Origin of the sequence: Pseudomonas sp. MF6747 (genome assembly GCF_963890955.1) — a bacterium.
GTDB lineage: Bacteria > Pseudomonadota > Gammaproteobacteria > Pseudomonadales > Pseudomonadaceae > Aquipseudomonas.
Genome location: NZ_CAWPSZ010000005.1, coordinates 14,964 through 32,082, shown reverse-complemented (window position 1 = coordinate 32,082; position 17,119 = coordinate 14,964). Strand labels below are relative to the sequence as shown.

Sequence of the window (17,119 nt, the reverse complement as noted above, 5' to 3'; positions counted from 1 at the left end):
ATGCAGAAGTTATTGATTCCAACGCTGCTGGGCCTGGCGATGTTCGCCGGTTCAGTCAACGCCGCCGCGCCACTGCGTCCACCTCAGGGCTATTTCGCCCCGGTGGAAGCGTTCAAGACCGGCGACTTCAAGAATGACTGCGACGCCATGCCGGCGCCGTACACCGGCTCGCTGCAATTTCGCAGCAAGTACGAGGGTTCGGACAAAGCCCGTTCCACCCTGAATGTGCAATCCGAAAAAGCCTTTCGCGACAGCACTGCCGACATCACCAAGCTAGAAAAAGACACCAGCAAGCGCGTGATGCAGTTCATGCGCGACGGCCGTCCGCAGCAGCTCGAATGCACGCTCAACTGGCTGACCAGCTGGGCCAAGGCAGATGCGTTGATGTCCAAGGACTTCAACCACACCGGCAAGTCCATGCGCAAATGGGCGCTGGGCAGCATGGCCTCGGCCTATGTGCGCCTGAAGTTCTCCGACTCGCACCCGTTGGCCAACCACCAGCAGGAGTCGCAGGTGATCGAAGCCTGGTTCAGCAAAATGGCCGACCAGGTCGTCAGCGATTGGGACAACCTGCCGCTGGAAAAAACCAACAACCACTCCTACTGGGCCGCCTGGTCGGTGATGGCGACGTCCGTCGCCGTCAACCGTCGCGACCTGTTTGATTGGGCGGTGAAGGAATACAAGGTCGGCGCCAACCAGGTCGATGACCAAGGCTTCCTGCCTAACGAATTGAAGCGTCAGCAACGGGCGTTGTCGTATCACAACTACGCATTGCCGCCGCTGTCGATGATCGCAAGCTTTGCCTTGGTCAACGGCGTGGACTTGCGCCAGGAAAACAACGGCGCGCTCAAACGCCTTGGCGACAAAGTGCTGGCCGGGGTCAAAGACCCGGAGATCTTCGAGAAGAAGAACGGCAAAGAGCAGGACATGAAGGACCTCAAGGAAGACATGAAATTTGCCTGGCTTGAACCCTTCTGCACCCTCTACACCTGCGCCCCGGATGTGCTCGAACGCAAGCATGGCATGCAGCCGTTCAAGACCTTCCGGCTCGGCGGTGACCTGACCAAGGTCTACGACCCGACGCATGAAAAGGGCAACAAAGGAATCTGACGGAACCCGGTTACAAATGTGGGAGGGGGCTTGCCCCCGATAGCAGTGTGTCATTGAACACAGATGGCGGCTGTTAGACCGCCATCGGGGACAAGCCCCCTCCCACCGTTTGAGCCGGTTTCGTCAGTAGCAATGTTGTACGGCCTCCCCCGAAATCGTGGGGGGGTTTGGGGGGGCTCTGGCCCTTGACTGTCTGTTAAACATGGAGAGATCGGGATGGTTTTCTCGTCCAATGTGTTCCTGTTTCTGTTCTTGCCGATCTTTCTCGGCTTGTACTACTTGAGCGGGCAACGCTATCGCAACCTGCTGCTGCTGATTGCCAGCTACGTGTTCTACGCCTGGTGGCGAGTGGACTTCCTGGCGCTGTTCGCCGCTGTAACGCTGTGGAATTACTGGATCGGCCTCAAGGTCGGTGCAGCAGGCGTGCGCACCAAGCCGGCCCAGCGCTGGCTGCTGTTGGGCGTGGCGGTCGACCTGTGCATCCTCGGCTACTTCAAGTACGCCAACTTCGGCGTCGACAGCATCAACGTGATGATGAAGTCGGTGGGTCTGGAGCCGTTCATTCTCACCCACGTGTTGTTGCCGATCGGGATCTCGTTCTACATTTTCGAGTCCATCAGCTACATCATCGACGTGTACCGCGGCGACACCCCGGCCACCCGCAACCTCATCGACTTTGCGGCGTTCGTGGCGATCTTCCCGCACTTGATTGCCGGCCCCGTGTTGCGCTTTCGCGACCTGGCCGACCAGTTCAACAACCGCACGCACACCCTCGACAAGTTCTCCGAGGGCTGCACGCGGTTCATGCAGGGTTTCATCAAGAAGGTGTTCATCGCCGACACCCTGGCGGTGGTCGCCGACCATTGCTTCGCCCTGCAAAACCCCACCACGGGCGATGCCTGGCTGGGTGCGCTGGCGTACACCGCGCAGCTGTACTTCGACTTCTCCGGCTACAGCGACATGGCCATCGGCCTGGGCTTGATGATGGGTTTTCGCTTCATGGAAAACTTCAAGCAACCGTACATCAGCCAGTCGATCACCGAGTTCTGGCGTCGCTGGCACATCAGCCTGTCCACCTGGCTGCGTGACTACCTGTACATCACCCTGGGCGGCAACCGCAAAGGCACGCTGATCACCTACCGCAACCTGTTCCTGACCATGCTGCTCGGTGGTCTGTGGCACGGTGCGAACATCACCTACATCGTGTGGGGCGCCTGGCACGGCATGTGGCTGGCGATTGAAAAAGCCATCGGCCTCAACACCGCGCCGCGCAGCTTCAACGTGGTGCGCTGGGCCTTCACTTTCCTGCTGGTGGTGATGGGCTGGGTGATCTTCCGCTCCGAGAACCTGCACGTCGCCGGCCGTATGTACGGCGCAATGTTCAGCTTTGGCGAATGGTCGCTGTCGGAACTCAACCGCGCCAGCCTCACCGGCCTGCAAGTGGCAACCCTGGTGGTGGCGTACGCAACGTTGGCGTTCTTCGGCCTGCGCGATTTCTACACCAACCGCCCTGCCGAGAAAGCCAAGCCGGCCGACCCGAGCCTGATCAAGGCCGTGCCGGGCGACAACCCGGACAGCATCCACCAGCCAGGTTTCACTGTCGGCCAGGACGCCGCCGTGCAGCCGGCCTACTGGACCGCTGACTGGCCACGCTACGCCATGCGCGGCGCTGTACTGCTGCTGTTCGTGGCGTCGATTCTGAAACTGTCGGCGCAGAGTTTCTCGCCGTTCCTTTACTTCCAATTCTGAGGGGAGCCGACCATGACCCGTTCATTCCGCGTCCTCTATATCGCGCTGTTTCTGCTGGTGCTGCTGGCCCTGGGCGCCTGGTCGATGCGCAGCTTCTTCAGCTTCAGCACCAACGCCGACGCGACCGTGCTTAACGGCCGCTGGACCAAAGCCGTCGAGACGCACTACGACGACCAGTTCCCGATCAAGCGCATCGGCACCAACCTGTGGGCCGCGCTGGACTACAAGCTGTTCAACGAAGGCCGCCCTGGCGTGGTGCTGGGCCGCGATCACTGGTTGTACAGCGACGAGGAATTCAACCCGATCGTCAACGAAGACCAGAACCTGCAAGGTAACTACGCGCTGGTCGAAGGCGTGCGCCAGAAGCTCAAGGCTCAGGGCATTGAGTTGGTCATGGCGATTGTGCCGGCCAAGGTGCGCCTGTACCCGGAACACCTGGGCGAAGTGAAACCGGCGAGCATCCACGCCAACCTGTATGAGGACTTCCACGCCCGTGTCGCCGCCGACAAGATCATCGCGCCCGACCTGCTTGGCCCGCTGCAACAGGCCAAGCTGGGCGGCACGCAAGTGTTCCTGCGCACCGACACCCACTGGACCCCGGACGGCGCCGAAATTGCCGCCAAGCAACTGGCCAAGGTGATCACCGAAAAGGCCCCGCTCAGCGGTGAGCCGCAGCGCTTTGTCACCGAAGCCGAAAAAACCGAGCCGCATAAAGGCGACCTGCGTCTGTTCCTGCCGCTGGACCCGCTGTTCGAAAACCTGATGCCGCCCAAAGAGCCGCTGCAAAAACGCGTCACCCACCTGGCTGAAAACAAGGGCGACGATGGCCTGTTCAGCGACAGCGAAACCCCGGTGGCACTGGTCGGCACCAGCTACAGCGCCAACCCTAACTGGAACTTCGTCGGCGCCCTCAAGCAAGCCTTGCACAGCGACGTCATCAACTACTCCGAAGACGGCCACGGCCCGATTCTGCCGATGCTCAGCTACCTCAAAAGCGACGACTTCAAGAACAGCCCGCCACAGGTGCTGATCTGGGAGTTCCCTGAACGTTATCTGCCCGTCAACAACGAAATCGGTGATGCCGACCCGCAGTGGGTTGCGCAGCTTAAACAAGCCGGTTCGCGCCTACAGAACATGGCACTGAACACCCCAGCTAAAACCCAAAAATCCGAGACGCCCGACCGGGCGCAAAACTGAAAGAGAGGTAACTCACATGACTTTCACTACTACTCCGCGTCGTCTCGCCAAGACCCTGGCCATTGCTGCCGGCTTGAGCTTCGTATCGATGTCCGCCTTCGCCGGGGGCGACGCCGCCCTTTACGGCCCAACCGCGCCGAAAGGCTCAAGCTTTGTACGTGTGTACAACGCCAGCAACCAGGAAGTCAGCGCCACCGTCGGCGCCACCAACCTGAGCGACGTTGCGCCACTGGCCAGCAGCGATTTCAGCTTCATGCCCGGCGGTGACTACAGCGCCAAGGTCGGCAGCCAGACCGTGCCGGTCAAACTCGCCGCCGACCACTACTACACCCTGGTCAACAGCGGCAGCGGCCAGCCCCAGCTGATCGAAGAACCGCCGTTCAAGAACAAGCAGAAATCCCTGGTACGCGTGCAGAACCTCAGCGACAAGGCTCTGACCCTGAAAACTGCCGACGGTAAGACCGATGTGGTCAAGTCGGTGGCCGCCAAGGGCCGTGGCGAGCGCGAAATCAACCCGGTGAAGGTGAGCCTGGCGTTGTATGACGGTGACAAGAAAGTCGGCGATGTGAAGCCGGTGGCGTTGGAACGTGGTGAAGCGGCGGTGCTGTATGTCACCGGCTCGGGTTCGAGCATTTCGCCAGTCTGGGTGAAACGCCCAGTTTCGACCCGCTAATGATTTCTCTGTGGGAGCCGGGCTTGCCCGCGATGGCATCACCTCGGTGTCACTGACAGACCGAGTTGCCTGCATCGCAGGCAAGCCAGCTCCCACAGAGACCGAGACAAAAACAAGAGTGGAACGACAAACCTTCGTAGCTCTGACCCAAATCGATTCAAGGAGAAACCCCCATGATTCCAGTAATCCTTTCCGGTGGTAGCGGCTCACGTCTTTGGCCGCTTTCCCGTAAACAGTTCCCTAAGCAATTCCTGGCCCTGACCGGCGAGCACACCCTGTTCCAGCAAACCCTGGAGCGTCTGGTGTTCGAAGGCATGGACTCCCCTATCGTGGTCTGCAACAAGGACCACCGTTTCATCGTCAACGAGCAACTGAGCACGCGTAAGCTCGAATGCCAGCGCATCCTGATGGAGCCGTTCGGTCGCAACACTGCGCCGGCCGTGGCCCTGACAGCGATGATGCTGGTCAACGAAGGCCGCGACGAGCTGATGCTGGTGCTGCCGGCCGACCACGTGATCGACGACCAGAAAGCCCTGCAACGCGCCCTGGCCCTGGCCACCGTGGCCGCCGAGCGTGGCGAGATGGTGCTGTTCGGCGTACCGGCCACCCGTCCGGAAACCGGTTATGGCTACATCAAGTCCACCAACGATTCGCTGCTGCCCGAAGGCGTGAGCCGCGTTGAACAGTTTGTCGAAAAACCCAATGAAAAACGCGCCGTCGAGTTTGTCAAAAGCGGCGGTTACTTCTGGAACAGCGGCATGTTCCTGTTCCGCGCCAGCCGCTTCCTCGAAGAGCTGAAAAAACACGATCCGGACATCTACGACACCTGCCTGTTGACCCTGGAACGCAGCGAGCAGACCGCCGACACCGTGACCTTCGACGAAGCCACCTTCGCCTGCTGCCCGGACAATTCCATCGACTACGCCGTGATGGAAAAAACCCAGCGCGCCTGCGTGGTACCGCTGAGCGCCGGATGGAGCGATGTAGGTTGCTGGGCCTCGCTGTGGGCGGTCAACGACAAAGACGTCCACGGTAACGTCAGCAAAGGCGACGTGGTGATCCAGGACAGCCGCAATTGCATGATTCACGGCAACGGCAAGCTGGTGTCGGTGATCGGCCTGGACAACATCGTGGTGGTGGAAACCAAGGACGCGATGATGATTGCCCACAAGGACAAGGTCCAGGGCGTCAAGCAGATGGTCAGCACCCTGAACGACCAGGGCCGCAGCGAAACCCAGAACCACTGCGAAGTCTATCGTCCGTGGGGCTCTTACGACTCGGTGGACATGGGCGGCCGCTTCCAGGTCAAGCACATCTCGGTCAAGCCGGGCGCGTGCCTGTCCCTGCAAATGCACCACCACCGCGCCGAGCACTGGATCGTGGTCAGCGGCACGGCCGAAGTCACGTGTGACGAGAACGTGTTCCTGCTCTGCGAGAACCAGTCCACCTACATCCCGATCGCCTCGGTGCACCGCCTGCGCAACCCGGGCAAGATCCCGTTGGAAATCATCGAAGTGCAATCGGGCAGCTACCTGGGCGAAGACGATATCGAGCGGTTCGAAGATATCTACGGACGCTCCACCCCGGTAGAACGTGGCGTGTCGGTGAAAACTATCGCGCAGTAAAACAGTCGTAGAAAGAAGCCCTCATCCAGCCCATTGCGTCCCCTATCCGCAGTGGGTTGGGTGGGGGCTTTTTTTGTGGGTTTTGGGGGGAATGTGCAGGCCTCATCGCAGGCAAGCCAGCGCCCACAGTTAACCGCATTCCAGCGGGTGTACCCGGTCAACTGTGGGAGCTGGCTTGCCTGCGATGGCGTCCGAAAGCACACCAAGACTCATGCACTGAACACCAGAGCTACCTGAACGGGACCAGCCTTCAATGGGCTAAGAACGGTTTGGTCTTGGTCGGGGCGTGCACCGAAGGATTGCAGGCGGATTCTTTTGCTCAGGCAGTCAGTCATCGGGGGCAAGCCCCCTCCCACCTTTTGATTGGTGAATGCAGTCCAAGGTGGGCGCTGGCTTGCCTGCGATGGCGGCCGCCCAACCAACACACCGCTCAAGCTCGCCAATCCCACCTACGCTTAAGTTAGGATGCTCGTTCCCTATTCGAGGTGGTCTCCATGTTCTTCGGCGTTCTCCTGATCATCACCTGGCTGATCCTGCTGCTGCGCTACCCGGCCAAGGCGTTGCCGGTGTCGCTGGCGGCCGCCGTCGGCCTGGGCTGTGTGGCGATTTGGGTAGTGTGGCTGGACAGCCGCGAAGCCTCGCAACTGTCGCGCCTGGAACTGCGCATCAGCTATGCGCCGCAGGAATGCCCGCCAGATCGACCGCTCAAACTGGTCCTGAGCAACGGCAACGACGTACCGCTGACCGAACTGCGCTGGCGCGTTGCAGCCTATGCGCCGGGCGACTCCGTCAACCTGGCCGACAATGTCTACGCCGCCCCACGCTATCGCGGCCCCGGCGAGCTGCAGGCCGGCGCCACCTGGGACGACTGCCTGCCCACACCACCGCTGCGCCCCGGCTACCGCCCACAAACCCTGGAATTTCGCGCCGAGCACCTGCAAGGCAGTTTCTCGGACTGACAAAGGATTGATTCATGCCCACTGTACTGATCACCGGCTGCTCCAGCGGCATCGGCCGCGCCCTGGCCGATGCCTTCAAAACCGCAGGCTATGAAGTGTGGGCCAGCGCCCGCCAGCCTGATGATGTCAGCGCCCTGGCTGCCGCCGGTTTCAAGGCCGTGCAACTGGACGTCAACGACGCCATGGCGCTCAAGGCGCTCGCCGAACAGATCGGCGGGCTGGACGTGCTGATCAACAACGCCGGTTATGGCGCCATGGGCCCGCTGCTCGACGGCGGCACCGAGGCCATGCAACGCCAGTTCGAAACCAATGTGTTTTCCATCGTCGGCGTGACCCAGGCGCTGTTTCCTGCGCTGCGTCGCGCCAAAGGCCTGGTGGTGAACATCGGCAGTGTCTCCGGCGTCTTGGTGACACCGTTTGCCGGCGCCTACTGCGCCTCGAAAGCGGCAGTGCACGCGCTGAGCGACGCACTGCGCATGGAGCTGGCGCCCTTTGGTGTGCGCGTGATGGAAGTGCAGCCGGGCGCTATCGACACGCACTTTGCGAAAAACGCCGGCGCCCAGGCCGAGCTGTTGATCAACGAAAAATCGCCATGGTGGCCGTTGCGCGAAGGCATTCGTGCGCGCTCCCAGGCCTCGCAGAACAACCCGACCTCAGCCGAGCAATTCGCGGCGCAGGTGTTAAAGGCGGTGCAACAGTCAACGCCGCCAAGGCTGCTGCGCGCGGGCAATGGCTGTCGGGCGCTGCCACTGATGGCGGCCCTGGTGCCCAAGGCCCTGTTGGAAAAAGTGTTGAAGAAGCGCTTCGGCCTGTCGGGCTCGCTCTAGCCTTTCATGAAATCAATAAACGCCCGCACCTTGAGCGGCAAATGCCGGGTGTCCGGGTACATCGCGTAGATCCCCTGTGGCGCAAAGCGATGGTCCGCCAACAAGCGCACCAAGCGCCCCGCCGCCAGGTCATCCTGCACCAACCATTGCGGCAGCACCGCCACGCCGTGGCCGCGCACGGCAAACGCCTGAAGCACGGCCGCACTGTCGGCCACCAGCGCAGTCGGCCCGGCACGGTATTGATGCTCGCCGCCGGCCGGGTCGGTCAGGCTCAGTTCGGTCAAACGGCCATGGCCCAGCTTGGGCACCTGTTCCAACGCATCCAGCGTTTGCACCTCGGCAAACTCGGGCGCCGCCACTGCAAACACCTCAAAGGTCGACAACTGCACCGCACGGTGGTTGGAGTCGAGCAGGCGACCCAGTCGAATCGCCACATCAAAGCGTTCGGAGATCAAATCGGCGTGGGTCGAGGAGGTGGACAAGTGAATGTTCAGGTCCGGGTGCAAGCGGCGAAAGGCTTCCACCGCCGGAGCAACCACTGCCAGCGCGTATTCCACCGTGGTGGTGATGCGCAACGTGCCTTTGAGCTGGGCATGCTCGGAGCGCGCCTCCTCCACCGCCAGGCGCGCTTCTTCAAGCATGCGTGTGCAGCGCAGGTAAAAGCGCTCGCCGGCATCGGTCAGCGCCAGTTGGCGGGTGTTGCGGGTCAGCAGGGTCACGCCCAGCTCCGCCTCCAGGCGCTTGAGGTTGAAGCTGACCACGGCGCGGGTCTGGCCCAGCAAATCGGCCGCTGCGGTAAGCGAACCGGCCTCTACTACAGCCTTGAAGGTGTCGAATCGGTCCAGGCTGACCATCGGCCACGCCCTCCTTTGTCAAAATATTTTTGACAAACTAACAGGCAAACCGGCGTAGCCCAAACCCTGCCGGCGGCCTACCCTGCGCGCTTCATTCGCAGGATCGCGTCCATGACCTACCGCTCGAAAGTCGCCTGGATCTTTTTATTCGGCTTTGCCCTGGACCTGGTGAACATGTTCGTCGCCACGGTCGCCTACCCGGACATCGCCCGCGAACTGCACGCCTCGGTCACGCAATTGGCCTGGATCAGCAACGCCTACATGCTTGGGTTGACCGTGATCATTCCCCTGAGCGTGTGGCTGGCGGCACTGATGGGCGAGCGAACGCTGATCGCGGCGAGCCTGCTGTTATTCGCGGGGGCTTCGCTGATGGTCGGCCAGGCGAGTTCGATCCAAACCCTGATTGGCTGGCGGGCGCTGCAAGGCTTGGGCGGCGGACTGCTGATTCCCGTGGGTCAGGCCATGGCCTACCGGCACTTTCCAGCGGCAGAACGCAGCCAGTTGACGGCGCGGGTGATGTCAGTGGCGCTGCTGGTGCCGGCGCTGTCGCCGGCCCTTGGCGGGTTGATTGTCGACAGCCTGTCGTGGCGCTGGATCTTCTATGCCAACCTGCCGCTGGCGTTGATCACTTTGCTGCTGGCACTGCTGTGGATAAAACCTGACGCGCCTGCCACGGAGCGCCCGGCCCTGGACGTGGGCAGCATCTTCAAGCAGATCCGTAGCCCGATGCTGCGCGTGGCGATGTTGGTCTATCTGTTCATCCCCGGCGTCTTTATCGGTACCAGCCTGATCGCCATCCTCTACCTGCGCGGCCTCGGCTATGACGCCACGCAGACCGGCGCGCTGATGCTGCCGTGGGCACTGGCGTCGGCGCTGGCGATTTTCCTGAGCAAAACACTGTTTAACCGCTGCGGCCCCAAACCCTTGCTGCTGGCGGGCATGGCGTTGCAATGCATCGGCATCCTGTTGCTCAACCAACCCGCCTGGGTGATTGCGGCCTATGCCTTGATGGGCCTGGGTGGCAGCTTGTGCAGCAGCACCGCGCAGACGCTGGCGTTTCTCGACATACCCGCAGAACGCATGGGCCATGCCAGCGCCCTGTGGAACATCAATCGGCAAGTGAGCTTTTGCCTCGGCGCGGCGGCGCTCAGTGCGCTGTTGTCGGCCTTGGATTCCTTCGCCATAACCTTCACGATAGCGGCAGCCCTGACACTGCTGCCCCTTTTTGCAGTGCTGCGCCTGGACGCTTCCAGAGTACGGACACTGCTTCACCCAGCCAACGAGCCCAGCCATGATTGATTACAGCGATTTTTTTGAAGAAGTGATCCAGACCCATGTCGAGATCGAGCAATGGTTTGCCGGCGTTGCGCCTGAAGGCACACTGCAAACGTTGCTGGCGCGCTTCTCACCCGACTTCAGCATGATCGCGCCCGCCACCGGTACGCGGGTAAATGCGGCCGGGGTGAAGGCACTGTTTACCCGCCTTGGCGGTATGCGCCCGGGCTTGAAAATCACCTTGAGCGAGATGACCGGGATCGACCGCCATGCACGCGGCGCCACGGTGACCTACCGCGAACACCAGATCGATGACAGCGGCACGCAGACTGATCGACGCGCCACCGTGGTGTTCGAAAAGCAGGCCAGTGGCGCCTTGCTGTGGCGCCATCTGCACGAAACCTTTATCAAGGCTTAACAGGGTCAAAACTATGGGAGCGGGCTTGCTCGCGAAGGCGGTGGAACAGTCAACACTTGCTTCAACTGACACTCCGTCTTCGCGAGCAAGCCCGCTCCCACATAAGCCTGCTCCGGCCGTTAGTGTTGCGTTGGGTTGACGATGACGGTGCAAGTAATGCCCGCCGCCAACAGCACGCCGTCGGGCACTTCATCAATGTGAATGCGCACCGGCACGCGCTGGGCCAGGCGCACCCAGTTGAAGGTCGGGTTCACATCGGCGATCAGTTCGCGGCTCTCGGGGTTATCGCGGTCGTAGATGCCGCGCGAGATGCTTTCCACGTGCCCCTTGAGCGTCTCGCCACTCATCAATTGCATATCGGCCTCATCACCAACTTTGACGTGGGGCAGCTTGGTTTCTTCAAAGAAGCCATACACCCAGAACGAATTCATATCGACCACGGCCATTTTTGCTTCGCCGATGCGCGCGTAATCGCCCCGGTGCACGTTGAGGTTGGTGACGTAGCCGTCCACCGCCGCCACCACTTGAGTGCGTTTCAAATTCAGCTCAGCCGCTTCCAACTGCGCCAGCGCGTGTTGGTAATCGGCCAACGCCGAGTCGGCGATGTTGCTCGCGTCGTCGCGGTTTTCCTTGGAGATCACCAGGGCGTCGAGGTCGGCGCGGCGGTGCGCGTTGACCTTGCGCATCTCCCACGTGGCCTTGCGCGAAGCCACCAGCGACTGCGCCTGCTTGACCGCGATGCGGTAGTGCTCGGGGTCGATCTGCATCAGCAGGTCGCCCTTCTTCACCAACTGGTTGTCACGCACCGGCACCTCCACCACTTCACCGGTGACGTCGGCCGCCACGTTGATGATGTCGGCGCGCACACGACCGTCGCGGGTCCACGGGGTCTCCATGTAGTGCACCCACAGCGTGCGGCCAATCCAGATCGCCAAAGCCAGTACCAGCAAGGTCGCGAGCAGGCTGAAAAACTTTTTCATCGGGGCATTCTCAACGGTAGACGGTCAGCGCCAGGGCGCCGAACAAGCAGACGAACAGGCTCAGGCGCAGCAACGCCGGGTGCCAGAAAAAACGGTACAGGTCGAACCCGGCCAGGAAGCGGTCCAAGGCCCAGGCCAGCCCTGCGGCGATAAAAAACATCAGGGTCATGGTCGGCATGTAAATGCCGTGGAATGCGATTTCACGAGGCATTCGGGGATCCTTTGAGGGCAGCCAGGGGCGATTGCGGGTCCAGCAACGACGTACGGATAAAGTGCAGGTAGCTTTTCACCCGGCGCAACGCCGAGGTGTCGAAGTGCGGGGCGAAGGGTTCATCGGTGGCTTGCACGCGGCTGATCGCATGGTCGACGGCAATCAACCCGCGCTCCAGGTTGCTGGCGCTTGGTTGCAGGAACAGCCGCACCAGCGAGCGGCCCATCACGCGGATCGCCTGGCGCCAGGGTTGCGACTCGGCATACGCCGGGTGCACCGGCAATATCGCCTGCTCCTTGCGCAACTCGATGATCGCGTGGCCGACTTCCAGCACCACGAACATCCAGCGCAGCAAGTCGCGTTGCACGTTTGGCTGGCCGACGGCGAGGCCGTAGGCCTGGTGCAGCAGGTCGCGGGTGCGGCTTTCAAAACTCGACGCCAGACCCTTGAGCTTGCCGCTGATGGCGTACACCACCTGCTCACGCAGATCCTGTTCCAGGCGGCGCCATAACCAGCGGCTGTTCGGCGGCAGGATAATCGCGCCAGCTGCCGCGCACACCAGCATGCCAATGACCATGGCGATGTAGTCATTGATAAAGCTGTAAGGGTTGTAGACCGTGAGGTTGTCCGGCACCGAGCCGGTGCTGAAAAAGATCAGCAAGCCTACGCCGACGCCGGCGTATCGCGGGCGGGAGGCGAGGAACGAACCGAAGATAATCACCGGCGCAAGCATCATGCACAGCAGCGGGAAGCCGTCGATCCACGGGAACACAAAGAACATTTCGACGAAGCCCACCAACGCGCCGATCAAGGTGCCGCAAGCCATCTGGAAGGCCATGCGTTTCGGGTTGGGCGTGGCGGCGGACAGGCCGACGGTGGCGGCGGCGATCAGGGTCATGGTCGCGCCGCTGGGCCAGGCGGTGGCCACCCAGTAACTGCCCAGCACGATCAGGATAAAGGACGCACGAATCCCTGAAGCGGCGCAGGCCAGCCAGTTGGTTTTCGGCGTGTAGGCTTCGCTCCATCGCTCGCGCTCATGGCTGTGATCGGCCAGTGATGCGTGGGTCTGCGCGTAGTTGTGCAGGTCATCGACAAAGCGGTAAAGCAACTCGTAGGCGGTATGAAAATCCAGCTGCTCGGCTTCGCTCGGATTGCCCTGCTGAAAATTCGCACGCAGGCTGCGCACCTTGGCGGGCAGTCCATCCTTATAGGCGCTCAATTGATTGACCAGGCGCGCCGCGTCGGGGCTGGTGAGCGCACGGCCGGAGAAACCGTCAAGGACTTCGGCCAGGTCTTGCAGGCCGGGCTTGATGGCCGCGGCAACGTGATCGGCTGCATCCGTGCGCAGCCGCTCAAGCAACTGGTGCAAGGCGTTGAAGCGCGTGGTGATGCTCATGAATTCGCTGTTGAGGCGACTCAACCGGCCATTGCGCCGCCGCATGTGCGGGTCTTCAAATACGGTAACGCTGCGCAGCCCTTCCAGGCCCACGGCCTCGGCGATAAAGCGCACATTGCTGGCCTCGAACCCTTCACGCTGGCTGCGCCCACGCAGGCCGTCGGTGACAAACAGCGCGAACACGCCGAAGCGCTGGTACAAGGCGTTGCGCATCGCGGCGCTGCTGGTTTGCGGCAGGATCGCGGCGCTGACCAACGTCGAGCACAGTATTCCCAAAGAGATTTCCAGCACCCGCCACACCGCCGCCATAAAGGCCCCGTCCGGGTGCGCCAGCGCGGGCAAACCCACCATCGCCGCGGTGTAACCCGCCAGCACAAACCCATAGGCGCGAAAGTTGCGATTACGCGTCGCACCGGCCGTGCAAATGCCCACCCAGATCGCCAACGCGCCGAGGAACAATTCGGTGTTCTGCGCAAACAAAGCGATCAACAAGACCATCACCGCCGACCCCGTCAGGGTGCCCAGGAAGCGGTAAAAACTCTTGGCGAAGACCTGGCCGCTCTGCGGTTGCATCACGATAAACACAGTGATCATCGCGGTGCGCGGTTGCGGCAGTTCCAGGCGCATCGCCAGCCACAGTGTGAGGAACGCGGCGATCAGCACCTTGAAGATATAGACCCAGGTCACGCCATCGCTGCGTGCCCAGTCGAAAAAACCACGGCGCCACTCCAGGGAGTGCAACCAGCGCAGCGGTGCAGGCAAGGGCGTCATCAAATCCTACTCAGTGATCAAACACGGCAAGCGCCGCCGGGGTTTTGCTCGGGAGGGTCCTGGTGTCTGGCGGCACATCGTTGCCGGCGCCGAGCCCGCCGCCCAGGGCGGTGACCAGTTCGGCGTGGGCACTCAGGCGTGCGGCCTGCACCTGTTGCTCGATTTGCTGCTGGCGGAACAGCAAGGTCTGGGCGTTCAGCACGTTGAGGTAATCGGTGAGGCCGCGCTGGTAGGCGATCATCGCGATGTCGTAGGTTTTCTGCGCAGAGGCCACGGACTGCGCAGCGAAGGACGCTTGCTTGTCCATCGATTCGCGACGGATCAACTGGTCGCTGATGCCCTTGAGCGCGTTGACCAGCGTCTGGTTGTACTTGGCCACGGCCAGGTCATAACCGGCGCTGGCTTCGCCCAGTTGCCCACGCAAACGACCGCCGTCGAAGATCGGCAAGGTGATCGCCGGGCCGACGTTGTAGTTGAGTTTCTCGCCACTGAGAAACCCCAGCATGGCGCCGCCGGTCGCCATGTAGCCGAGGCTGCCGACCAAGTCGACGTTGGGATAGAACCCGGCATGCGCCACATCGATGCCACGCGCTTGCGCGGCGACTTGCCAGCGGCTGGCGACCACGTCCGGGCGCTGACCGAGCAATTGCGCCGGCAAGCTCGACGGTAATTTCAGCGGCGCGGCGAGGGACAAACTCGGGCGTTGCAGTTGCGCGCCCTCGCCCGGACCTTTGCCCGCCAAGGCAGCCAACTGGTTACGGCTCAGGGCGATTTCCTCGTCCAGCGCGTCGAGCTGGCGATGGGTCTCCGGCAACGGCGTTTCGGCCTGGCTGACGTCGAAGTGCGTGCCGATCCCGGCGTTCAGGCGTTTATTGGCCAAGTCGAGAATCTGCTGTTGCTGGGCCAGGGTGGCGGCGACGATGTCGCGGTTGGCGTAATGCAACGACAACTGGATGTAGGCGCGCACCACGTTGTTCTGCAATTCGAGCTGGGCCTGGCGCGCTTCGGCGGCGCTCATATGCGCCAGGTCGACGGCGCGTTCGCTGGCGTTGCTTTCGCGGCCCCACAGGTCAAGGGCATAGCTCAGGCCCAGGGACGAATTGTTGTCCCAGGTGGTTGTTCCGCTCAACTCGCCGGGGCCGTAGAACTGATCCTTCGGCCAGTTGTGGCGTTTGAGGGTGGTGTCACTGTTGATCTGCAACGACTCAGCCGACTCGGCAATGCCGGCCATGGCCCGCGCCTCACGCACCCGCGCGGCGGCCATGGCCAGGCTCGGGCTGTTTTGCGTGGCACGTTGCACCCACTGATTGAGTTGCGGATCGCCATAGGCTTGCCACCATTGCGTGGTGGGCCAGTGGGCGTCGTGGGCGGCACTCTGGATGGCTTGGTCGGTGGCCAGGTTATTGGCGTTGAGGGCCTGGCCTTGGGGGGCGATTCCTCCGGTTCCGATGCAGCCGCTGATTGCTAACGATAAGGCCCAAACACTGAGAGTCTTCAGCTCTCTGATGATGTGACGCGGCACGGCAAGCGTATTCCTGAGGTAGTGTTGCGCAAGAGGTGGCGCAATTCTAGGGGGCGGCATGGGGAACGATAAGCTGGCATTCCTGTGAATCTTTGTTACCGTTCAGGCGATAATCCGTTGGTAGGGATCACTGGACGGCGTAACTTTCTGTCACAATTTGCTATCTCCCCTGAGAACACTCCATGGACACTTTGCAAAACATGCGCGCTTTCAGTTGCGTGGCCGAAGCCGGCAGCTTCACCGCCGCCGCCGTGCAACTGGACACCACCACGGCCAACGTCTCGCGCGCGGTCTCCAACCTGGAAGCCCATCTGCAAACCCGCTTGCTCAACCGCACCACCCGCCGCATCGCGCTGACCGAAGCCGGTAAACGCTATTTGCTGCGTTGCGAGCAGATCCTGGCCTACGTGGAAGAAGCCGAAGCCGAAGCCAGCGACGCGCACGCGCGGCCGGCCGGGCAGTTGAAAGTGCACACCATGACCGGTATCGGCCAGCATTTCGTGATTGACGCCATTGCCCGCTACCGCCGGACGCATCCCGACGTGACCTTCGACCTGACCCTGGCCAACCGCGTGCCGGACTTGCTCGATGAGGGTTACGACGTGTCGATCGTGCTGGCCAGTGAATTGCCGGACTCGGGGTTTGTGTCCCAGCGACTGGGCATTACCTACAGCATCGCGTGTGCGTCGCCGGATTACGTCAAGGCCAAGGGCTGTGCGCAACGGCCGCAGGATTTGCTCAACCATGCGTGCCTGCGGTTGGTGAGCCCGGTGATCCAGCTGGATAAATGGACCTTCAACGGGCCGGAAGGCCAGGAAAGTGTGGCGATCAATACGTCGCCGTTTCTGGTTAATTCGGCGGACGCGATGAAAACGGCGATCACCAGTGGCATGGGCGTGGGGTTGTTGCCGGTGTATGCGGCTATCGAGGGGTTGCGTAACGGCACGCTGGTGCGGGTGATGCCTAACTACCGTTCGCAAGAGCTGAACTTGTATGCGATCTACCCGTCGCGCCAGTACCTGGATGCGAAGATCAAGACGTGGGTTGAATACCTGCGCGGGTCGTTGCCCGAGATTTTGGCGGCGCATCAGGCGGAGTTGGTGGCGTATGAGTTGAGTGGGAGTCTTAGCGGGGCGCGGTTGGCTAACTGACTGGGCTTTGGGGTCGGGTTTTGGGGGGCATATCCGGTATTTGCGTGATGGCCACTTAGGGTTCCGCCCTTACGGCGGGTCACTTTGGAAAAGCCCCAAAGTAACCAAAGGGCTCTTGCCCCACCACTCGGCACCTCGCTTAGGCTCGGTGTGCCCTCACTCCGGCTTGAATCCGTGGGCCGCCGTGACGGGCCATCCATGGCCCAACACGGCTAACCCGGCGTCCTGCCGGGTTACCCACGGATTCAAGCCTGCGTTCGGCCAGCGTGGTTTAACGGGGCGCCTAAGATCAAGATCAAGATCTACAGCACGGCGGCCTAGTAGCCGACCTGAGTGGTTAGATCAAAAGCGCAAGCGAGGCGGCCTGACAGCCGACCTGATCTTGAAGGCTGAACTCAATC

The 17,119-nt window shown here is 61.8% G+C and carries 15 protein-coding genes; 10 read left to right on the top strand and 5 right to left on the bottom strand.

Going from position 1 to position 17,119, the window contains the following annotated elements; all coding sequences use genetic code 11:
* The 7 genes from AACW30_RS06435 to AACW30_RS06405 all read left to right on the top strand — a co-directional run bounded on the left by AACW30_RS06435 (position 1) and on the right by AACW30_RS06405 (position 8,140).
* A complete protein-coding gene (locus tag AACW30_RS06435; RefSeq protein WP_119738432.1) occupies positions 1–1,110 on the top strand; it encodes a mannuronate-specific alginate lyase in 1,110 nt (369 codons plus the stop codon).
* Between the two features lie 216 nt (positions 1,111–1,326).
* Positions 1,327–2,859 carry an MBOAT family O-acyltransferase gene (locus AACW30_RS06430; protein ID WP_106579534.1) on the top strand — a complete coding sequence of 511 codons (1,533 nt, stop codon included), beginning with the start codon at positions 1,327–1,329 and terminating at the stop codon, positions 2,857–2,859.
* A 12-nt stretch (positions 2,860–2,871) separates the two neighbouring features.
* On the top strand, positions 2,872–4,056 hold the full coding sequence (locus AACW30_RS06425) for an alginate O-acetyltransferase (protein WP_200624532.1): 1,185 nt from the start codon (positions 2,872–2,874) through the stop codon (positions 4,054–4,056).
* A 16-nt stretch (positions 4,057–4,072) separates the two neighbouring features.
* Positions 4,073–4,729: an alginate O-acetyltransferase AlgF gene (locus AACW30_RS06420; RefSeq protein WP_053254501.1), complete on the top strand. Its 657-nt coding sequence runs from the start codon at positions 4,073–4,075 to the stop codon at positions 4,727–4,729.
* Between the two features lie 173 nt (positions 4,730–4,902).
* A complete protein-coding gene (locus AACW30_RS06415; protein ID WP_106579536.1) occupies positions 4,903–6,354 on the top strand; it encodes a mannose-1-phosphate guanylyltransferase/mannose-6-phosphate isomerase in 1,452 nt (483 codons plus the stop codon).
* 494 nt (positions 6,355–6,848) lie between these two features.
* Positions 6,849–7,313: a multidrug transporter gene (locus tag AACW30_RS06410; protein WP_106579538.1), complete on the top strand. Its 465-nt coding sequence runs from the start codon at positions 6,849–6,851 to the stop codon at positions 7,311–7,313.
* Between the two features lie 14 nt (positions 7,314–7,327).
* Positions 7,328–8,140, top strand: coding sequence for an SDR family oxidoreductase (locus AACW30_RS06405; protein ID WP_119738424.1), 813 nt, complete (start codon positions 7,328–7,330; stop codon positions 8,138–8,140).
* Here AACW30_RS06405 and AACW30_RS06400 read toward each other — a convergent pair.
* Entirely contained in the window at positions 8,137–8,994 is an 858-nt protein-coding gene (locus AACW30_RS06400) for a LysR family transcriptional regulator (RefSeq protein WP_169368261.1), read from the bottom strand. The genes AACW30_RS06405 and AACW30_RS06400 overlap by 4 nt on opposite strands.
* A 111-nt stretch (positions 8,995–9,105) precedes the next feature.
* Here AACW30_RS06400 and AACW30_RS06395 point away from each other — a divergent pair, with 111 nt between their 5' ends.
* Positions 9,106–10,293 carry an MFS transporter gene (locus AACW30_RS06395; RefSeq protein WP_200624531.1) on the top strand — a complete coding sequence of 396 codons (1,188 nt, stop codon included), beginning with the start codon at positions 9,106–9,108 and terminating at the stop codon, positions 10,291–10,293.
* Entirely contained in the window at positions 10,286–10,687 is a 402-nt protein-coding gene (locus AACW30_RS06390; protein ID WP_119738417.1) for a nuclear transport factor 2 family protein, read from the top strand. Before AACW30_RS06395 ends, AACW30_RS06390 begins: the two co-directional genes overlap by 8 nt.
* 119 nt (positions 10,688–10,806) lie before the next feature.
* Here AACW30_RS06390 and AACW30_RS06385 read toward each other — a convergent pair whose 3' ends face one another.
* Genes AACW30_RS06385 through AACW30_RS06370 form a run of 4 tightly spaced genes read right to left on the bottom strand, consistent with a single transcriptional unit; the run spans position 10,807 to position 15,567 of the window.
* Positions 10,807–11,667 (bottom strand): efflux RND transporter periplasmic adaptor subunit, encoded by an 861-nt coding sequence (locus AACW30_RS06385; protein WP_106579543.1) that lies wholly within the window; start codon positions 11,665–11,667, stop codon positions 10,807–10,809.
* Positions 11,668–11,677: 10 nt separating this feature from the next.
* Positions 11,678–11,878, bottom strand: coding sequence for a DUF1656 domain-containing protein (locus AACW30_RS06380; RefSeq protein ID WP_106579544.1), 201 nt, complete (start codon positions 11,876–11,878; stop codon positions 11,678–11,680).
* Positions 11,868–14,045: an FUSC family protein gene (locus tag AACW30_RS06375; RefSeq protein ID WP_169368258.1), complete on the bottom strand. Its 2,178-nt coding sequence runs from the start codon at positions 14,043–14,045 to the stop codon at positions 11,868–11,870. The genes AACW30_RS06380 and AACW30_RS06375 overlap by 11 nt, the downstream gene beginning before the upstream one ends.
* A gap of 10 nt (positions 14,046–14,055) precedes the next feature.
* A complete protein-coding gene (locus tag AACW30_RS06370; protein ID WP_200624530.1) occupies positions 14,056–15,567 on the bottom strand; it encodes an efflux transporter outer membrane subunit in 1,512 nt (503 codons plus the stop codon).
* A gap of 182 nt (positions 15,568–15,749) precedes the next feature.
* Between AACW30_RS06370 and AACW30_RS06365 the strand changes: the two genes are divergently transcribed.
* Positions 15,750–16,718 carry a LysR family transcriptional regulator gene (locus AACW30_RS06365; RefSeq protein ID WP_010213008.1) on the top strand — a complete coding sequence of 323 codons (969 nt, stop codon included), beginning with the start codon at positions 15,750–15,752 and terminating at the stop codon, positions 16,716–16,718.
* Positions 16,719–17,119 lie beyond the last annotated feature (401 nt).

Coding starts and splice junctions, on each gene's coding strand:
- AACW30_RS06430 (WP_106579534.1), top strand. CDS start 1,327: ATGGTTTTCTCGTCCAATGTGTTCCTGTTTCTGTTCTTGCCGATCTTT.
- AACW30_RS06385 (WP_106579543.1), bottom strand. CDS start 11,667: ATGAAAAAGTTTTTCAGCCTGCTCGCGACCTTGCTGGTACTGGCTTTG.
- AACW30_RS06435 (WP_119738432.1), top strand. CDS start 1: ATGCAGAAGTTATTGATTCCAACGCTGCTGGGCCTGGCGATGTTCGCC.
- AACW30_RS06410 (WP_106579538.1), top strand. CDS start 6,849: ATGTTCTTCGGCGTTCTCCTGATCATCACCTGGCTGATCCTGCTGCTG.
- AACW30_RS06420 (WP_053254501.1), top strand. CDS start 4,073: ATGACTTTCACTACTACTCCGCGTCGTCTCGCCAAGACCCTGGCCATT.
- AACW30_RS06415 (WP_106579536.1), top strand. CDS start 4,903: ATGATTCCAGTAATCCTTTCCGGTGGTAGCGGCTCACGTCTTTGGCCG.
- AACW30_RS06425 (WP_200624532.1), top strand. CDS start 2,872: ATGACCCGTTCATTCCGCGTCCTCTATATCGCGCTGTTTCTGCTGGTG.
- AACW30_RS06380 (WP_106579544.1), bottom strand. CDS start 11,878: ATGCCTCGTGAAATCGCATTCCACGGCATTTACATGCCGACCATGACC.
- AACW30_RS06390 (WP_119738417.1), top strand. CDS start 10,286: ATGATTGATTACAGCGATTTTTTTGAAGAAGTGATCCAGACCCATGTC.
- AACW30_RS06365 (WP_010213008.1), top strand. CDS start 15,750: ATGGACACTTTGCAAAACATGCGCGCTTTCAGTTGCGTGGCCGAAGCC.
- AACW30_RS06375 (WP_169368258.1), bottom strand. CDS start 14,045: ATGACGCCCTTGCCTGCACCGCTGCGCTGGTTGCACTCCCTGGAGTGG.
- AACW30_RS06405 (WP_119738424.1), top strand. CDS start 7,328: ATGCCCACTGTACTGATCACCGGCTGCTCCAGCGGCATCGGCCGCGCC.
- AACW30_RS06395 (WP_200624531.1), top strand. CDS start 9,106: ATGACCTACCGCTCGAAAGTCGCCTGGATCTTTTTATTCGGCTTTGCC.
- AACW30_RS06400 (WP_169368261.1), bottom strand. CDS start 8,994: ATGGTCAGCCTGGACCGATTCGACACCTTCAAGGCTGTAGTAGAGGCC.